At 39.8% G+C, this 16,893-nt stretch carries 13 protein-coding genes; 1 reads left to right on the top strand and 12 read right to left on the bottom strand.

All coding sequences use genetic code 11. The features are described 5' to 3' along the window. Positions 1-325 precede the first annotated feature (325 nt). Positions 326-4,186, top strand: coding sequence for an LPXTG-anchored pullulanase SpuA (gene spuA / locus HT699_RS04165; RefSeq protein WP_172934118.1), 3,861 nt, complete (start codon positions 326-328; stop codon positions 4,184-4,186). A gap of 75 nt (positions 4,187-4,261) precedes the next feature. Here spuA and HT699_RS04170 read toward each other — a convergent pair whose 3' ends face one another. The 12 genes from HT699_RS04170 to HT699_RS04230 form a co-directional block, all read right to left on the bottom strand. After that, on the bottom strand, positions 4,262-5,026 hold the full coding sequence (locus HT699_RS04170) for an amino acid ABC transporter ATP-binding protein (protein ID WP_000942261.1): 765 nt from the start codon (positions 5,024-5,026) through the stop codon (positions 4,262-4,264). 9 nt (positions 5,027-5,035) lie between these two features. Then, a complete protein-coding gene (locus HT699_RS04175; protein WP_000362517.1) occupies positions 5,036-5,758 on the bottom strand; it encodes an amino acid ABC transporter permease in 723 nt (240 codons plus the stop codon). A gap of 3 nt (positions 5,759-5,761) precedes the next feature. After that, positions 5,762-6,454, bottom strand: coding sequence for an amino acid ABC transporter permease (locus HT699_RS04180; protein ID WP_004256697.1), 693 nt, complete (start codon positions 6,452-6,454; stop codon positions 5,762-5,764). 185 nt (positions 6,455-6,639) lie between these two features. After that, the gene (locus HT699_RS04190) at positions 6,640-7,518 is read right to left on the bottom strand and encodes a transporter substrate-binding domain-containing protein (protein ID WP_000039542.1); all 879 of its coding nucleotides are present in this window, start codon (positions 7,516-7,518) and stop codon (positions 6,640-6,642) included. Positions 7,519-7,529: 11 nt separating this feature from the next. Next, a complete protein-coding gene (locus HT699_RS04195) occupies positions 7,530-8,528 on the bottom strand; it encodes a uroporphyrinogen decarboxylase family protein (RefSeq protein WP_050207584.1) in 999 nt (332 codons plus the stop codon). Positions 8,529-8,530: 2 nt separating this feature from the next. After that, positions 8,531-8,734 carry a hypothetical protein gene (locus HT699_RS04200; RefSeq protein WP_000823549.1) on the bottom strand — a complete coding sequence of 68 codons (204 nt, stop codon included), beginning with the start codon at positions 8,732-8,734 and terminating at the stop codon, positions 8,531-8,533. A gap of 9 nt (positions 8,735-8,743) precedes the next feature. Further along, the gene (locus HT699_RS04205; RefSeq protein ID WP_000202170.1) at positions 8,744-9,751 is read right to left on the bottom strand and encodes a uroporphyrinogen decarboxylase family protein; all 1,008 of its coding nucleotides are present in this window, start codon (positions 9,749-9,751) and stop codon (positions 8,744-8,746) included. Between the two features lie 218 nt (positions 9,752-9,969). Next, positions 9,970-11,019 (bottom strand): LLM class flavin-dependent oxidoreductase, encoded by a 1,050-nt coding sequence (locus HT699_RS04210; protein WP_000229791.1) that lies wholly within the window; start codon positions 11,017-11,019, stop codon positions 9,970-9,972. Between the two features lie 206 nt (positions 11,020-11,225). Next, on the bottom strand, positions 11,226-12,362 hold the full coding sequence (locus tag HT699_RS04215; RefSeq protein WP_000682963.1) for a mannitol-1-phosphate 5-dehydrogenase: 1,137 nt from the start codon (positions 12,360-12,362) through the stop codon (positions 11,226-11,228). A gap of 61 nt (positions 12,363-12,423) precedes the next feature. Beyond that, positions 12,424-12,861 (bottom strand): PTS sugar transporter subunit IIA, encoded by a 438-nt coding sequence (locus HT699_RS04220; protein WP_000764149.1) that lies wholly within the window; start codon positions 12,859-12,861, stop codon positions 12,424-12,426. A 1-nt stretch (position 12,862) separates the two neighbouring features. Continuing rightward, a complete protein-coding gene (locus HT699_RS04225) occupies positions 12,863-14,818 on the bottom strand; it encodes a transcription antiterminator (RefSeq protein WP_001864364.1) in 1,956 nt (651 codons plus the stop codon). Between the two features lie 23 nt (positions 14,819-14,841). Then, a complete protein-coding gene (locus HT699_RS04230; RefSeq protein WP_119919898.1) occupies positions 14,842-16,611 on the bottom strand; it encodes a PTS mannitol-specific transporter subunit IIBC in 1,770 nt (589 codons plus the stop codon). Positions 16,612-16,893 lie beyond the last annotated feature (282 nt).

Raw genomic sequence — 16,893 nt, forward strand, 5'->3', positions numbered from 1 at the left:
AGAAATATTAGAGAGCAATTTCTGAATAAAAATAGCTGGGAACACATCATCTTCCTAATAATACGGCTTTGCTTATGTGACATTTTTATACTAATTCAAACCACGTCAACGTCGCCTTGCCGTACTCAAGTACAGCCTGCGGCTAGTTTCCTAGTTTGCTCTTTGATTTTCATTGAGTATTATTTCCATTATTTATACTGATATATAAAATAATACGGAAAACTTCTCAAAAGTAAGAATTTCTTTGACAAACCAAAGAAAACGCTTGCATATTGTTTTACTACATGCTATACTGGTATAGAAATTTATTGATTGGAGAATCATCATGAGAAAAACACCAGCTCAAACTGAGAAAAAAATGGTCTACAGCATCCGTTCCCTCAAAAATGGAACTGGTTCTGTCCTTATCGGCGCAAGCCTTGTCTTGCTTGCCATGGCTACACCAACTATCTCAGCAGACGAAAGTACACCGACCACTAACGCAAATAATAGTGAAACTACTACTGCCCTTGCCCAGCCTCTTACTGATACAGCAACTAGCACTGGTAAGAAAGAAAGCGATTTTTCTTCACCTAATAATGCAAGCGCTTCCCTAGAGAAAGAAGAAAAACCTGCAACAGAGGCGACCACTCCTGTTGCAAGCCCAGCCGATCCAGCACCACAAACTGGACAAGATCGTTCAAGTGAGACAACTACTTCCACTAGTCCAGTAACGACTGAAACTAAGGCAGAAGAGCCCATCGAAGATAACTACTTCCGTATCCATGTCAAAAAACTTCCTGAAAAAAACAAGGATGCTCAAGGACTATGGACTTGGGACGATGTTGAAAAACCATCTGAAAATTGGCCAAACGGAGCCTTGTCCTTCAAGGATGCCAAAAAAGATGACTACGGCTATTACCTAGATGTCAAATTAAAGGGAGAAGAAGCCAAGAAAATTAGCTTCCTCATCAACAATACAGCTGGAAAAAATCTAACCGGCGATAAATCTATAGAAAAACTAGTTCCAAAAATGAACGAGGCTTGGTTAGACCAAGATTACAAGGTTTTCTCTTACGAGCCACAGCCTGCAGGAACTGTTCGCGTCAACTACTACCGCACAGATGGCAACTATGACAAGAAATCTCTCTGGTACTGGGGAGATGTGAAAAATCCAAGTAGCGCTCAATGGCCTGACGAAACAGACTTTACGGCTACAGGCAAATATGGCCGCTATATCGACATTCCTCTTAATGAAGCCGCAAGAGAATTTGGATTTTTATTACTAGATGAGAGCAAAGAAGGAGACGACGTGAAAATCCGTAAAGAAGATTATAAGTTTACAGATTTGAAAAATCATAGCCAAATTTTCCTAAAAGACGATGACGAATCAATTTACACAAATCCATACTATGTCCATGATATCCGTATGACAGGTGCCCAACACGTAGGAACTTCTAGCATTGAAAGTAGTTTTTCAACACTTGTCGGTGCTAAAAAAGAGGATATCCTCAAACACTCCAACATCACTAATCACCTAGGAAATAAAGTAGCTATCACCGATGTTGCAATAGATGAAGCTGGTAAAAAAGTGACCTACAGCGGAGATTTCTCTGACACAAAACACCCATATACTGTTAGCTACAATTCCGGCCAATTCACTACCAAAACAAGCTGGCGCCTGAAAGATGAGGCTTACAGCTATGATGGTAAACTTGGAGCTGATCTTAAAGAAGAAGGAAAACAAGTTGATTTGACCCTCTGGTCACCAAGTGCTGATAAGGTTTCTGTCGTTGTCTACGACAAGAATGACCCTGACAAAGTAGTTGGAACTGTCGCTCTTGAAAAAGGGGAAAGAGGAACTTGGAAACAAACTCTAGACAGCACAAACAAACTCGGAATCACCGATTTCACTGGATACTACTATCAATACCAAATCGAGCGTCAGGGGAAAACTGTTCTTGCACTCGATCCTTACGCTAAATCTCTTGCTGCTTGGAATAGCGACGATGCCAAGATTGACGATGCCCATAAAGTGGCTAAAGCCGCCTTTGTAGATCCAGCTAAACTCGGACCGCAAGACTTAACTTATGGTAAGATTCACAATTTCAAGACTCGTGAAGACGCCGTTATCTACGAAGCTCATGTGCGTGATTTCACTTCAGATCCTGCCATTGCAAAAGACTTGACCAAACCATTTGGTACCTTTGAAGCCTTTATTGAAAAACTAGACTACCTCAAAGACTTAGGTGTGACCCACATCCAGCTCCTTCCAGTCTTGTCTTACTACTTTGTCAATGAATTGAAAAACCATGAACGCTTGTCTGACTACGCTTCAAGCAACAGCAACTACAACTGGGGATATGACCCTCAAAACTACTTCTCATTGACTGGTATGTACTCAAGCGATCCTAAGAATCCAGAAAAACGAATCGCAGAATTTAAAAACCTCATCAACGAAATCCACAAACGTGGCATGGGAGCTATCCTAGACGTAGTTTATAACCATACAGCCAAAGTCGATCTCTTTGAAGATTTAGAACCAAACTACTACCACTTTATGGATGCTGATGGGACACCTCGAACTAGCTTTGGTGGTGGACGCTTGGGGACAACCCACCATATGAGCAAACGGATCCTAGTTGACTCTATCAAATATCTAGTTGATACCTACAAAGTGGATGGCTTCCGTTTCGATATGATGGGAGACCATGACGCCGCTTCTATCGAAGAAGCTTACAAGGCTGCACGCGCCCTCAATCCAAACCTAATCATGCTTGGTGAAGGTTGGAGAACCTATGCTGGTGATGAAAATATGCCTACTAAAGCTGCTGACCAAGATTGGATGAAACATACCGATACTGTCGCTGTCTTTTCAGATGACATCCGTAACAACCTCAAATCTGGTTATCCAAACGAAGGTCAACCTGCCTTTATCACAGGTGGCAAGCGTGATGTCAACACTGTCTTCAAAAATCTCATTGCTCAACCAACCAACTTTGAAGCAGACAGTCCTGGAGATGTCATCCAATACATCGCAGCCCATGATAACTTGACCCTCTTTGACATCATTGCCCAGTCTATCAAAAAAGACCCAAGCAAGGCTGAGAACTATGCTGAAATCCACCGTCGTTTACGACTTGGAAATCTCATGGTCTTGACAGCTCAAGGAACTCCATTTATCCACTCCGGTCAGGAATATGGACGTACTAAACAATTCCGTGACCCAGCCTACAAGACTCCAGTAGCAGAGGACAAACAACCAAACAAATCTCACTTGTTGCGTGATAAGGATGGCAATCCGTTTGACTATCCTTACTTCATCCATGACTCTTACGATTCTAGCGATGCAGTCAACAAGTTTGACTGGACTAAGGCTACAGATGGAAAAGCATATCCTGAAAATGTCAAGAGCCGTGACTACATGAAAGGTTTGATTGCCCTTCGTCAATCTACAGATGCCTTCCGACTTAAGAGTCTCCAAGATATTAAAGACCGTGTCCACCTCATCACTGTCCCAGGTCAAAATGGTGTAGAAAAAGAGGATGTAGTGATTGGCTACCAAATCACTGCTCCAAACGGTGATATCTACGCAGTCTTTGTCAATGCGGACGAAAAAGCTCGCGAATTTAATTTGGGAACTGCCTTTGCCCATCTAAGAAATGCTGAAGTTTTGGCAGATGAGAACCAAGCAGGACCAGTCGGAATTGCCAACCCGAAAGGACTTGAATGGACTGAAAAAGGCTTGAAATTGAATGCCCTTACAGCTACTGTTCTTCGAGTCTCTCAAAATGGAACTAGCCATGAGTCAACTGCAGAAGAGAAACCAGACTCAAGCCCTTCCAAGCCTGAACATCAAAATGAAGCTTCTCTCCCTGCACATCAAGATCCAGCTCCACAAGCTAAACCTGATTCTACTAAACCATCTGCAACAGTAGCTGATTCAGAAAATAAACCTAGCCAAGCTACAACTGGTTCACAAGCTTCACAACCAGCACAAGAAGCACAAGCATCATCTGTAAAAGAAGCGGTTCGAAACGAATCGGTAGAAAGCTCTAGCAAGGAAAATATACCTGCAACCCCAGATAAACAAGCTGAACTTCCAAATACAGGAATCAAAAACGAAAACAAACTCCTATTTGCAGGAATCAGCCTCCTTGCGCTCCTTGGTCTCGGTTTCTTACTAAAAAATAAAAAAGAGAACTAAACTAGCCCTCCTATAGAACTATCCCCCAAGCCTTAACGCTCGGGGGATTGATTTTTGCCCTGATAAGCCTATCTATCAAATCATATATTCTACACTATAGGTCGCATCCGAGAGTATTCGTGCCAAAAATTGCTTGGTTCGTTCTTCTTTTGGACGACTAAAGAAATCATGGGCATTATTTTCTTCAACAATTTTCCCACCGTCCATAAAAATAACATGATTGGCTACATCTCTAGCAAAACCCATCTCATGAGTCACTACTACCATAGTAACTCCTTCTTTAGCTAACTGTTTTAAAACATCTAAAACATCCCCTACCAACTCTGGATCCAAGGCCGATGTTGGCTCATCTAATAAAATGACCTCTGGTTTCACAGCAATGGCACGCGCAATACCGATTCGTTGTTGCTGGCCTCCAGAAAGCTGAGAGGGATAGTAAGCTTTATAAGCTAGTAAACCAACTTTTTCTAAGGCAGCTTCCGCACGTTTTGTTGCTTCTTCCTTAGGAATTTTCCGAGCAATAATCAAGCCCTCCAAAATATTTTCCAAGGCCGTTTTATTAGCAAATAAATTATAATGTTGAAAAACGAAAGCAGTCTTCTTGCGAATTTCTAAAATATCTTTTTTAGTCAATTTTCCAAGGTCGTATTCTTTATCAGCAAGCTTCAAAGAGCCACTATCGGCTTTTTCTAAATGATTGAGACATCTGAGAAAAGTCGTTTTACCTGATCCAGATGGCCCCAATATTACAACCACATCCCCTTGGTTGACCTTGAGATTAACATCTCCCAGGACTTGTCTGTCTCCAAATTTTTTTGCAACATGTTCTACTTGTAACATTGTCTCCTCCTATGCTAAACCTGTACTGGGCACTACTTGTCCCTTTCTTCTTTGAATATAGCGTTTCTCTAAGATTGAAAAGCCCCATTGAATCAATCCGCAAATAAGAATGTACTGTAAAAAGATCACAAAATAGGATTCAAAATACTGATAACCATAAGACGCTTCAACACGGGCAATGGCTGTAATATCCTTAATGGTCATCACAAAGACCAAAGAGGTTCCTTTTACAATATTTATGACTAGATTAGCCAGATTGGGCAAGGCTGATTGCAAGGCCTGTGGAAAAACAATCCTCACATAAGCCTGACTAGTGGTTAAACCAATCGCTTGTGCAGCTTCTAATTGTCCCTTATCCACAGTCAAAATAGCCGAACGTAAGATTTCTGATAAACTACCTGTTGTCATCAAACTATAGATAATAAAAGCATAATAGATCGGATTGAGTTTAAAGATATCAACATCACTCCCTATGCTTTTGAGAAATTGATTGAGCAAACTCGGAAACAAACTATAAAAGAAAAGAATCAGCAAAATCGGAGGTGTTGCTCTTATAAAAGCTAGATACACGAGAGAGAAAGTTCGAACACCTTTGACTTTATATATTTGTCCCAGAGCTAAAAACAAGGCTGGTCCAAAACTTAAGACCATGGCTACAATCATAATGATTAAGGTGGTTGGCACCCCTTTTAAGGTCTCTAAAAAAGTTTTCGCAATATAGTCTAAATCCATATCCTATCTCCCTTTCGTTTCCAAAGATTTTTCTAACAAGCGACTCAAGAAGGAAACAGCCAAGGCTACACCCCAATAAAGAATGGCAACCGCTGTATAGGTTTCAAGAGAGTAATTCCCCAAATTGCGACTGATTAAGAGATTCCCAGCTCCCATGACATCCACAAAACCAATCGTATAGGCTAGGGCAGCGTCCCGCATCAAATTTAGAATAGCGGTCGTCATATTTGGAAGAGCCACTTGAAAAGCCTGAGGAAAAATGATTCTCCAAAATGTCTGACTAGGGGTCAGACCAATACTGACTCCAGCTTCCATCTGACCTTTGGGAATTGCCTGATAGGACGCCTTAAATACTTCTGCAATGATAGCCGCAAATAGCAAGACCATGGTGAATAAGACGAAGACCGTCTTAGACCAGTTGTTGATATCTAAATTCAGCCACCATTTTAAAAATTCAGGTAAACCATAAAAAACTAAAAACAGTAAGACAATGGGGGGAGTACAGCGAAGAGTGAAAATATAGCCCTTAGAAAGACCTGCAAAAGTCTTGTCTTCTCCCACTTGAGCCCAAGCCAGTAAGCCACCGAAAAGGGAACCAAGGATTGTAGTAAAAAAGAGAATGGACAAGGTCATCGGAAGAGCCTGCCATAAGGTGGGTAAAAATTGGAACACTCTTGAAAAGTCATATGAAACCATGTAAACCTCTTTCTAATACTCAATGAAAATCAAAAAGCAAACTAGGAAACTAGCCGCAGATTGCTCAAAACAGTGTTTTGAGGTTGTGGATAGAACTGACAAAGTCAGTAACCATACCTACGGCAAGGCGACGTTGACGTGGTTTGAAGAGATTTTCGAAGAGTATAACACGCCTGACTGCTCATCTAATCTCTATCAACGTAGCTAAAAACATCTTCTTTGAAGTATTTTTGAGAAAGTTTAGCTAGAGTTCCATCTTCTTTTAATTCTTTAATCGCTTTTTCATACTCTTTAGCAAACTTCTCACCCTTTTCATCACGGTGAATCAAGGGATAGGTTGGAATTCCTTTATAAGGGAACCAGCTAAGTTTGTCCGCATATTGGTGGTAAGAACCATCCTCTGCTGTCACTGCTTTTTCAAAAGACAACTTGATGTCAAAGAAAGCATCATAACGTCCTTCTAAAACCCAAGCATAAGCATCTGCCACCTTGAAAGATTCAGCAGCTGTCAACTCAATTGGTGTATCCTTGTGCTTGTCATTATAGCTATTAATCACATTCCACTGGGCATTTTGAGGAGAGATGGGTACTAATTTCCCTTTATTTTTGGCGAAATCATCAATATTCTTATATTTAGCTTCATCTCCTTTTCTGACAGTAAAACCAATAATGCTGGCTCCTACTGGCTCAGATGGAATAATGAATTTCTTAGCCCGTTCATCTGTATACCAAGCACCTTTAGTTCCAATATCGTACTTGCCAGACTCAAGTCCAATCAAGAGATCATCATCACTAGTTCCAGTATACTCAAATTTATAATCTGCTAATTTCTCATCCACCGCCTTTAAAACAGCGACTTCATAACCATCTGATTCCCCTTTTTCGTCAATAAAATCATAAGGGACATAGTTTTGAGTATGGGCAACTTTTAAAGTTGTTACTTGTCCAGACGAAGCTGCATCTGCACCTTTAGCAGATGCTCCCGACAAAGTCCTACCAATAATCGTTGCTCCAAGCACTGCCACAACCGCAACTCCACCAACAATCCATGTTTTCTTACTCATATTCTTCTCCTTTATTTAGCTACTGCTTCTCTCACCCACTGGATACGCTCCACTGCAATATCGTTTGGAATGGTACAATCTGCTCCAAGTATGAGGCCATCTTTCCCTGTTTCTTCTACCAATCGTTTGGTTTCAGCCTGAATTTCTTCCTTACTGCCTCGATAGAGAAGGCCGTCTTTACCGTTTTCAAATCCTCCCAGAACAGCACGACCCTTGAAAATCTCACGACCTTCTTTTAGGCTAATCCCTTCTGGACCAACTGCCCAGTTAAAAACATGAGCTGGATAGTCGGCAAAGATATGAATATCGTTTCGGGCTCCTTCATAGCCACAGATATGAAGGATATTTACCCCACCAACCGACTTAGCCGCATTTAAAACAGTCAGTTCACTCGGCTCAATAATCTCCTGATAGGCTTCAGCAGAAACACGCGCATCCTGAATACTTTGCACACTGAGATAAATACCATCTACTCCTGCATCTTTAATAATAGCTTGACTCAAGCTAGCGATATCTTGCGCAATCACATCAAGTACTTTTTTCAATTTCTGAGAATCTTGAACTAAGAAGTCTGCAATGAGATCATCTCCACCAGACACTTCTCCAAGTAACCATTTGAGGTAGGTCACAGGCGCAAAAATATTGTAAATAGCAACAATATCTTCCGTAAACTCCTGCTTAATCTTCTTCACTAATTCTACCTGCTCTCTAATCCACAGATGATCTTCACCCAGAGGTTGAATCTCCGACAGCTCTTGGAGTGACTTTCCTTTGGCAATAACTGGATTTGGATAAGCAAAATAGCCATCACTCATCAACTTGATAAAGTCTGGATGTAGGTCACGGATAAAACGTTTGTGACCTTGTATGTTCTTTTCAATAATCACAGGATTGGAAAATCCCTTTAACCATTCCTCTTCTGATGTAAAGTGGTGCCAAAAACCTACAGGTACACGGCCAACCACTTCTCCTCTAAATGCTTTTAAAACCCAGTCTCTTTTTTCTGACATCTCTATTTTCCATTTCTTTCTTTTTCAACTAATAAAACACTGGCAATATCATTGGTTTGAATAAAGGGAAGACTTCTCTTCTGAAAATCCTGAATCCCATGACATCTTGGCCCTTCCTTACAAGCAAGTCCCTTTGTAAGACTGATCGCAAGTAAGATGACAAAGCCGAGGGCCGTCCCTACCAATAGCCACTTTTTTCTTTTCATAAGGCTCTCCTATTCTAACATAGCAGCCTGACGAATCCAGTCCAATCTTTCTAATTCAAAGTCATCTGGAACCGTGCAATCCGCTCCAAGAAGGACTCCTCTAGTCCCAGCTTCAGCCAACAATCGTTTGGTTTCCTCTTGTAGTGCAGCCTTTCTACCTCCATAAAGCAGGCTCTGCTTCCCATTTTCAAAACCACCCAAGACCGCTTTGCCATGAAATAGCTCCTGACCTTGAGGTAAACTGACTGCTTCATGGTGGGTTGCCCAATTGAAAACCTGGGCTGGATAATCTTTGAAAATAGTCACATTGTTACTGGCACCTTGGAAACCGCAGATATGCAGGATATTTACCCCACCTACCTGATTGGCAGCTTCTAAAACCTTTATGTTACTTGGCTCAATATAGGTCTGATACAATTCTGCTGTGATGCGCTCATCCTGAATTTCTTGTGTACTGAGATAGATTCCATCTGCTCCACCATCCTGAATGATTTTTTTAGTTAGGATAGCGATATCCTCAGCTATCACGTCTAAAACATCCCTGAATAGCTCTGGATTTTCAAGAAAAAGATCTGAAACCTCCTTATCACCTCTAGAAGTCTCTGTACGAAACCACCTTTTCAAATAGGAGATCGGAGAAAAAATATTGTAAAATGATGCAATGTCCTCAGTGAAGGTTGCTCGAATAGCCTCTACCACTTCTACTTGTTGCTGAATCCAAGGATGGTTTTCACCAATCGACTCAATAGAAGCTAACTCCTGAAGACTTGTAACCTTAGGACTGTAGACATTACTTGGATAAATGAAAAATCCGTCACTCATCATTTTGACAAAATCAGGATGGATTCTTTCAACGTACTTCCGATGTCCCTCTACACTTTTTTGAAAGATACGTGGATTATTTAAACCTTGTCCTTTTTCCTCCAGTATTACAAAATGAAACCAAAAGCCAACAGGAACCCGTTCCACCTCTTCTCCTCGAATAGCTCTAAAAACTAGCTCTCTTTTACTTGTCATACTTCTCTCCTTCCATTTGGATTGAAACCATCTTACCACTCCTTTTGACCTTTTCCCAATATATATTGACTATCGACTTGATTGGGATTGTTTATATCAATAGAGAAAAAAATCTCTGAAAAGCTTGATTTTACTAGCTTTTCAGAGATTTTTTCTGTTTATTGCTTTTTAAAATAGTTGTTATATAGATTTTTTATCAGCCTGATTAGTATTTTTTATTAAGCCTCTTTCATGGCAAAGTAAGCCCGGACTTTGGGTGCTACTTGTGTTCCGAATAGTTCAATAGCTCTCAGAACCTGATCATGAGGCATAGAACCAAGAGGTAGGTGCAACATGAAGCGGTCCAAATCTAAATCCTCTATCATGCGAATCAATTTTTCGGCCACCTGATCTGGATTGCCCACAAACATGGCGCCATTTGATCCTACCTGCTCCAAATATTGCTTATAACGCAATTCTTGCCAGTGTGGACGATCTTTGGAAATAGCATCCACTACTTGCTTGGTCGGATGGAAATAATCTTTCACAGCCTGCTCGCCATCTTCAGCAATCCACCCCCAAGAATGGACCCCAACCTTTAGTTCATGACTGGCATGGTCTGCTTCGCTCCCAATCTCACGATAAGCCTGAATCAACTTTTTAAAATAACGAGGGTTACCACCAATAATGGCATAGACAATCGGTAGGCCTGCCTGAGCAATCTTTACTGTTGATTCGACATGACCACCTGTCGCTATCCACAAGGGTAATTTGTCCTGAACTGGACGAGGATAAACTTCTTTACCAGCAATCGTTTGGGTCAATCGACCTTTCCAGTCTAGCTTTGTCTTTTCATTGACTAACTGGAGCAAGTCTAATTTCTCATCAAAAAGGGCTTCGTAGTCTTTCAAATCATAGCCAAACAGAGGAAATGATTCCGTGAAAGAACCCCTTCCAGCCATAATCTCCGCACGTCCATTTGACAAAGCATCGATAGTGGCATATTGTTGGAATAAGCGAATCGGATCCATGCTCGAGAGAATGCTGACTGCACTGGTCAAACGGATTTTCTTGGTATTGACTGCCCCAGCTGCCAGGACAATCTCTGGGGCTGATACTGCAAAATCCTCTCGATGGTGCTCACCAATCCCATACACATCCAAACCAACCTTGTCAGCCAGTTCAACCTCTGCTAGCAACTGGCGAATGCGTTCGTCATGACTGTAAGTTTGCCCAATCCCTTCAAGCTCCGTTGTTTCCCCAAATGTTGAAATTCCCAATTCTACCATTGTGACTCTCCCTATCTACTCTGTCCTTCAATTTGAAAAATTATTCTAATACTCAATGAAAATCAAAGAGCAAACTAGGAAGCTAGCCGCAGGCTGCTCAAAGCACTGCTTTGAGGTGGTAGATAGAACTGATGAAGTCAGCTCAAAATACTGTTTTGAGGTTGCAGATGGATGCTAACCTGATTTGAAGAGATTTTCGAAAAAGATTAAATATACTCTACAATTTGCTCAATCAATTCTGGGTCGTCTAAACCTGTAACTTGTATAACAACATCTTTGACTGATTGTTTAGCCAACAATTCACCTAATCGAATACTTTCTTCATCATTTACATCGCGATAGTCAAAGGCATAGCCAACTGTTTTAAGTAGGTTTTTATATGACAAACTGAGTTCTTTCAATTCACGTATCGGCCGGATGAATCGTTCATTATAGCCTAATTTTCGGATTGGAGTACGAGCTACGCGACTAACTTCGTCCACTATGAAAGGATTTTCAAACCGTTCTATAATGACTTTGTGATAATTCTCCAATTCTTTTTTATCAAAGTTCCATTTGGCAATCAAGAGACTCCGAATTTCAGCTAATACAGATTCAATCCGAGATTTGATATTAGGATTTTGAAGAGCTTCCAAAATTGTCTTGGCACCATAATGCGCACCAATGTAAGCTGAAGTTGCATGTCCAGAATTGACTGAAAAAAGTTTTCGCTCAATAAAGGGTTCTAAATCTTCTTCATAATGCACATCTTTTAGACGTAAATCTGGATTTTTAAGACGCTTGGTTTCCACGACCCATTCATTAAAGGGTTCGACCACAACAAAAAGGGAATCTTCGTGACTTTGTGCTGGAACAATCCTGTCTACTGCAGCATTTGGAAAACCTATGTAGTTATCAGCAAATGTCAAACCTTCCGGACTTAAATATTTCTTGACTTCTTGATAAAGAAATTGAGACCCGCCAATCATATTTTCACAGGCCATAACATCCAATGCCTGTGTATTTCCTGCAACTCGGCGAGCTTCGATTCCTTTGGCTAGAAGTTCAGCGATAAAAGGGAGTATATTAGGTCCGATTGCAGTAGTAATAATATCCGTCTTTTGAATCGCTTCAATGACTTGCTCAGGATCTTCTTTGCTATTAATGCCAGCCACATTAGTTACTTCTATACGAGACTGTCCTTTCTGTGCAATTTCAATTTCATACTTGCCCTTTTCATTTAGAGCATGAATTATCTGATTATTGACATCCACAAAATCAATATGGAAACCATTTTTAAATAGAATTTCACCTATAAAACCACGACCGATATTACCGGCACCAAAATGAACAGAATGTTTCATTCAATTTCTCCTTTTCCTATTTGAGGGACATATATACTAGATGACAAATGACGAAATTCAATTATTCAACAGCATCAAATAAGCGCAATACTTCCTCTTTTGACTGAGCATCTGCTAGTTTAAGAACATTATCTACATCTGCACAGAAGATAGAAATTTTCTGAATAATTTCTAAGTGTTCATTACCAATACCAGCAATACCAAAAAGAACCGTTGCCACTTGAGGGTTAGATACATTCCCAAAATCAACCCCTCTAGGGACTTGAACGACTGTAATACCAGACTTGAGGACATCATTTTTTGCTGCATCTGTTCCATGCGGTATGGCGATAAAGTTACCCATGTAAACAGATAGCTCTTTATCTCGCTCAATCATGGCTTCAATATAGTCTTCATTAACATATCCACCCTCATAAAGAACTTGCCCACAATAACAAATAGCTTCCTCCTTGTTAGAAAATTGTTTATTAAGCTTAATCAAATGTTTTTCAAGTTTCATATTAGTTCTCCAATTTCTTAATTTTTTCGTTAAAAATAGTATTTAGCATCTGATAAATAATGGATTGATTTCCCGTCTTGTAAATCTCTGTATAAAGATGATTTTCAATAATCGACTGACTGATAGCTGTCATTAAATCTCTCGCTTCCTCGCTAGCTTCTTTAGACATTAGCATTAGCAGACACCTTTTGACCTCTTCTTCCTCTCGTTTCATTGACAATGCGGAGATAGGTAGTTTGAGTTCAAACATAGTAAAACTATTTGTTGTTACTTTGCTAGACTGACTATGTAAAAGCACCAGACCAGTATTAGGAATAGCCATAGGACTATTCTGGAAGTGAGATAACAATTTTCTTGTTAGGTAATCTCTGTCACTCACATTCTTCTGATATTGGATGATTTGTTCTACCGTGTGCTCAAATGATTGATTATTTTCCAATTGAACCAACTCGAATTGACTCAAAAGCTGACTACTAGATATTAAATAATCTTGCAAGTCATAACTTTTCTCTGGAGCGATAGCATCACGCGCGACAATTGTACGATGTGCCTGTACATACTGAAGTCGTTCCTGCAATTCAAGCAATTCTTTGACGGTTGGAAAACTAGAAATTACATCGATTTCCTGATTAGTCAGCGGCTTGGTAGATAAAATATAATCATACTGACTGAGATCAATACTGTGGTAATCTACTAGAGACTGAATATCTATCAACTCTACAAAAGGAGCAACACTCTTAATTTTACTGACTAATAAATCTCTAGTGACCCGACGTTCATCCGTTAAAAGCAAAACACGGACTGGATAAATCTCTGGACTACGGCCTAAGCTAGAGATAAAATGTAGGGCAATCATGCCATACTCATACTCTGTATGAAGATATTTCGGAAAAATATCATTCACTAAAAGACTGATGACTGTATAAAGAAATTTATTCCTTTCAACTAAAATCTGGACAGATTCTGGCAAATTTTCACCCTGAAAAAGGATAGGGACGCCTAAACTGAGCCGAATATGATGGAAAAGAAAATTGAATAAAACCTTGTCCTTAAAAAAGTCAATCTTGGTATACATGGAAACCGTATCAATCAGATTTGAAATATTGTAGAAAAATTCACCATCAAATTTCTCCGTAAAGAGCGGATTGTCCTGACGTTTAATGATTAATTCATCCAAGATGCTCGCAAAATAGATAATTTCCTGAATACTATAAAATTGTGCAGTCTGCTTAGAGTAAGCTTGAAAAATTTTTTGAGAAATTTCCAAAGCCTGCTTACTAGTATTAGGTGAATTTTCAATGTTTTGCTCCTGACCTATAAGAGATAACAAGATCGCAAAAAACATCTTCATCCTAGCATCCATATCTGGAAAACCTGACAGTTGCTTATTAACAATCTGACTGGCCAGCCTAGTTCTATCTGCTTCTAAAATATCAAAGCTCCCAAAATTACCGGTTGAAAAATCTGCTACTGAGATACAGTTTGTCAGTAAAATAGCCAAAAATCTTCTCTTACCAACTGAATCACCAGAAATACGATAACCTTTTTGTCGTTCAATTTTCAGATCAAAGTCTAAAAGACGCTTATCAATATCTGAAATATCCTGAATAATAGTTACATTACTGACTTTCATGCATTCTTGCAATGCTTCATTGGTGACAAAACCACTCTCAGTCAGAAGGCGATAGGTAATCAACTCTTGTCTTTCTTGGGGACTATACTCAACTAACACTTCAAGTTCTGTCGGCAAATCATCCAACTCTCCAGTCAAAATATAGTATTTCCCATGCTTCGTTATTTCGATTCCATATTGCTCCATGCTATCTGTCAAATCTGATAAAGTTCGATAAATTGTTCTAGATGAAACCTGTAAGATTTCAGTCATGTCTTGCATTGAAAGCTTCCCTACATGTAGGAAAGCCTTCAATAATTGTTCTTCTCGTTTGGTTAATAGCATTCGTAATTTAGAAACCTCTAGTTCTATTTGTACATTCTAACAGCCATTTTGTCATATTCTGGTGTTGTTACTAAACTATCCACAATAAGAAATTGAGAATTCGGTGCTGTTTGCTGCACTTCTGCCTGTAAAGAAATAGTTGTTACAATCATTATGTTTTTAGAATTAAATTCACCTAATTCTGAAATTTTGGCAGTAGAAACTGGAATACGAATATTCTTGTTTCTAAAGATAGCCCGAATCGTTTCACAGCCCATAGTTGCAGATCCCTGTGCTTTACCATAAGCAACTACTACAGCATCAATATGGTTAAGGTCAATTTCCTGACTATCTACTGATGCTGAAGTTGGTATATCTCCTTCAATTTCTGCTATTGGAGAAGCTCCTGTTAATGAAGCTACAATTTCATCATAACGAGGGGACGCTAAGAAATTATCAACAGAAACATGAATAGCACTTGGACTCTTGTCTTTAGCTCTTGGTGTCAGTTCTTCCTGAGTAACAATTAATGTTTTTGGTGTATCAAGCAAATTTGAGATTGCCTGATTAGATACTGGAATCTCTAGACCTGCTTTTTTAACCTTATCTCGAAGAATACTAGCTCCCATAGCAGAGCTTCCCATACCAGCATCGCAGGCGAAAATGATTTTTTCCACTGAGTCTGTCGAAACAACTGCATCAACAGAAGTTGATACTAACTGACCTTTAGACTGAGCCTTAGCTGCTTGGGTAGCCGCCTGAGCAGCTTCGAGCGAATCCTCAGTTGACTTGTCTGCATGAAGAATAAGGGCTGCTACAAGGAAAGAAACAACTGCTGCCACTAAAACACCTAGAAGAACATTTAGATGGGGCCAAACGCCTTTTGGCGCCGTAGCCATAATCGCAATAATAGAACCTGGTGAAGCTGGAGATTTAAGACCAGCGTCTAAGAGTTGAAAAGTAAAAGTTCCAGAGATACCTCCTGCCATAGCAGCTAAAAATAGAGTAGGCTTCATCATAACATAAGGAAAGTAAATTTCATGAATCCCTCCGAAGAAATGAATAAGCATTGCCCCCCAAGAAGAAGATTTAGCAGAACCTTTACCGAATACAGCATAAGCTAATAGAATTCCCAGGCCTGGTCCAGGATTAGCTTCCAATAGGAAGAGAATTGACTTACCAGCTTGAGCTACCTGTTCTACTCCCAGAGGAGTAAAAATGCCATGATTGAGGGCATTATTGAGGAAAAGGACTTTAGCCGGTTCGATGATAATATTAGCTATAGGAAGGAGGCGAGCATTAACAATAGCCTCAACACCATTCCCAACAGCTCCAGTAAGAGTCGATACGACTGGACCGATTGCGTAGAAAGCCAAAAGCAATAATGCAAAACCAACGAGACCAGCTGAGAAATTATTAACTAACATTTCAAATCCGGGACGAATTTTTTCCTGGAACTTTTCATCAAATTTCTTGATAGTCCATCCTCCCAGTGAGCCCATTACCATAGCTCCGATAAACATAGGAACACTAGAACCTGTGATTGCACCAACAGTAGCAATAGCTCCTACAACGGCACCACGTTGACCATGGATCATATATCCACCTGTGTAACCAATCAGGATTGGCAATAAATACGTTAACATAGGACCAACAACAGTAGCTAACTGTTCATTTGGCAGATAGCCATCAGCGATAAAGAGGGCAGTCAACACTCCCCAAGCAATAAATGCTCCAATATTGGGCATAACCATATTTGAAAGCGATGTCCCTAGTTTTTGAACTCTGACTTTCAATGATACTTTTTCTTCCATTAGGATCATCCTCCTTTTCTTAAAACTAGTATATACAAAGTTAAAAACCTTTAAAACTAAAGTTTTGTCACAGATTTTGTGCCAAAACTTTACTTTTGACGAGGCTGGGCAAAAAGGCTTAAAAATGATAAAACGCATCATATCAGGTGTACAAAACCTTAATATGATGCGTTTTATCATGGAAAGATTTACTGAATTTTCTCTTCAAATTGAGTTTTTGCCCAGCTTCCTCTTTTTATAGTAGTTTGAAATAAGATACGAACAAATCAATTGGAAAATTCA

This window comes from Streptococcus sp. 1055, assembly GCF_013276815.1.
Lineage (GTDB): Bacteria > Bacillota > Bacilli > Lactobacillales > Streptococcaceae > Streptococcus > Streptococcus pseudopneumoniae.

Coding starts and splice junctions, on each gene's coding strand:
- HT699_RS04190 (WP_000039542.1), bottom strand. CDS start 7,518: ATGAGTAAGAAAACATGGATTGTTGGTGGAGTTGCGGTTGTGGCAGTG.
- spuA (WP_172934118.1), top strand. CDS start 326: ATGAGAAAAACACCAGCTCAAACTGAGAAAAAAATGGTCTACAGCATC.
- HT699_RS04180 (WP_004256697.1), bottom strand. CDS start 6,454: ATGGTTTCATATGACTTTTCAAGAGTGTTCCAATTTTTACCCACCTTA.
- HT699_RS04225 (WP_001864364.1), bottom strand. CDS start 14,818: ATGCTATTAACCAAACGAGAAGAACAATTATTGAAGGCTTTCCTACAT.
- HT699_RS04170 (WP_000942261.1), bottom strand. CDS start 5,026: ATGTTACAAGTAGAACATGTTGCAAAAAAATTTGGAGACAGACAAGTC.
- HT699_RS04205 (WP_000202170.1), bottom strand. CDS start 9,751: ATGACAAGTAAAAGAGAGCTAGTTTTTAGAGCTATTCGAGGAGAAGAG.
- HT699_RS04220 (WP_000764149.1), bottom strand. CDS start 12,861: ATGAAACTTGAAAAACATTTGATTAAGCTTAATAAACAATTTTCTAAC.
- HT699_RS04230 (WP_119919898.1), bottom strand. CDS start 16,611: ATGGAAGAAAAAGTATCATTGAAAGTCAGAGTTCAAAAACTAGGGACA.
- HT699_RS04200 (WP_000823549.1), bottom strand. CDS start 8,734: ATGAAAAGAAAAAAGTGGCTATTGGTAGGGACGGCCCTCGGCTTTGTC.
- HT699_RS04195 (WP_050207584.1), bottom strand. CDS start 8,528: ATGTCAGAAAAAAGAGACTGGGTTTTAAAAGCATTTAGAGGAGAAGTG.
- HT699_RS04210 (WP_000229791.1), bottom strand. CDS start 11,019: ATGGTAGAATTGGGAATTTCAACATTTGGGGAAACAACGGAGCTTGAA.
- HT699_RS04175 (WP_000362517.1), bottom strand. CDS start 5,758: ATGGATTTAGACTATATTGCGAAAACTTTTTTAGAGACCTTAAAAGGG.
- HT699_RS04215 (WP_000682963.1), bottom strand. CDS start 12,362: ATGAAACATTCTGTTCATTTTGGTGCCGGTAATATCGGTCGTGGTTTT.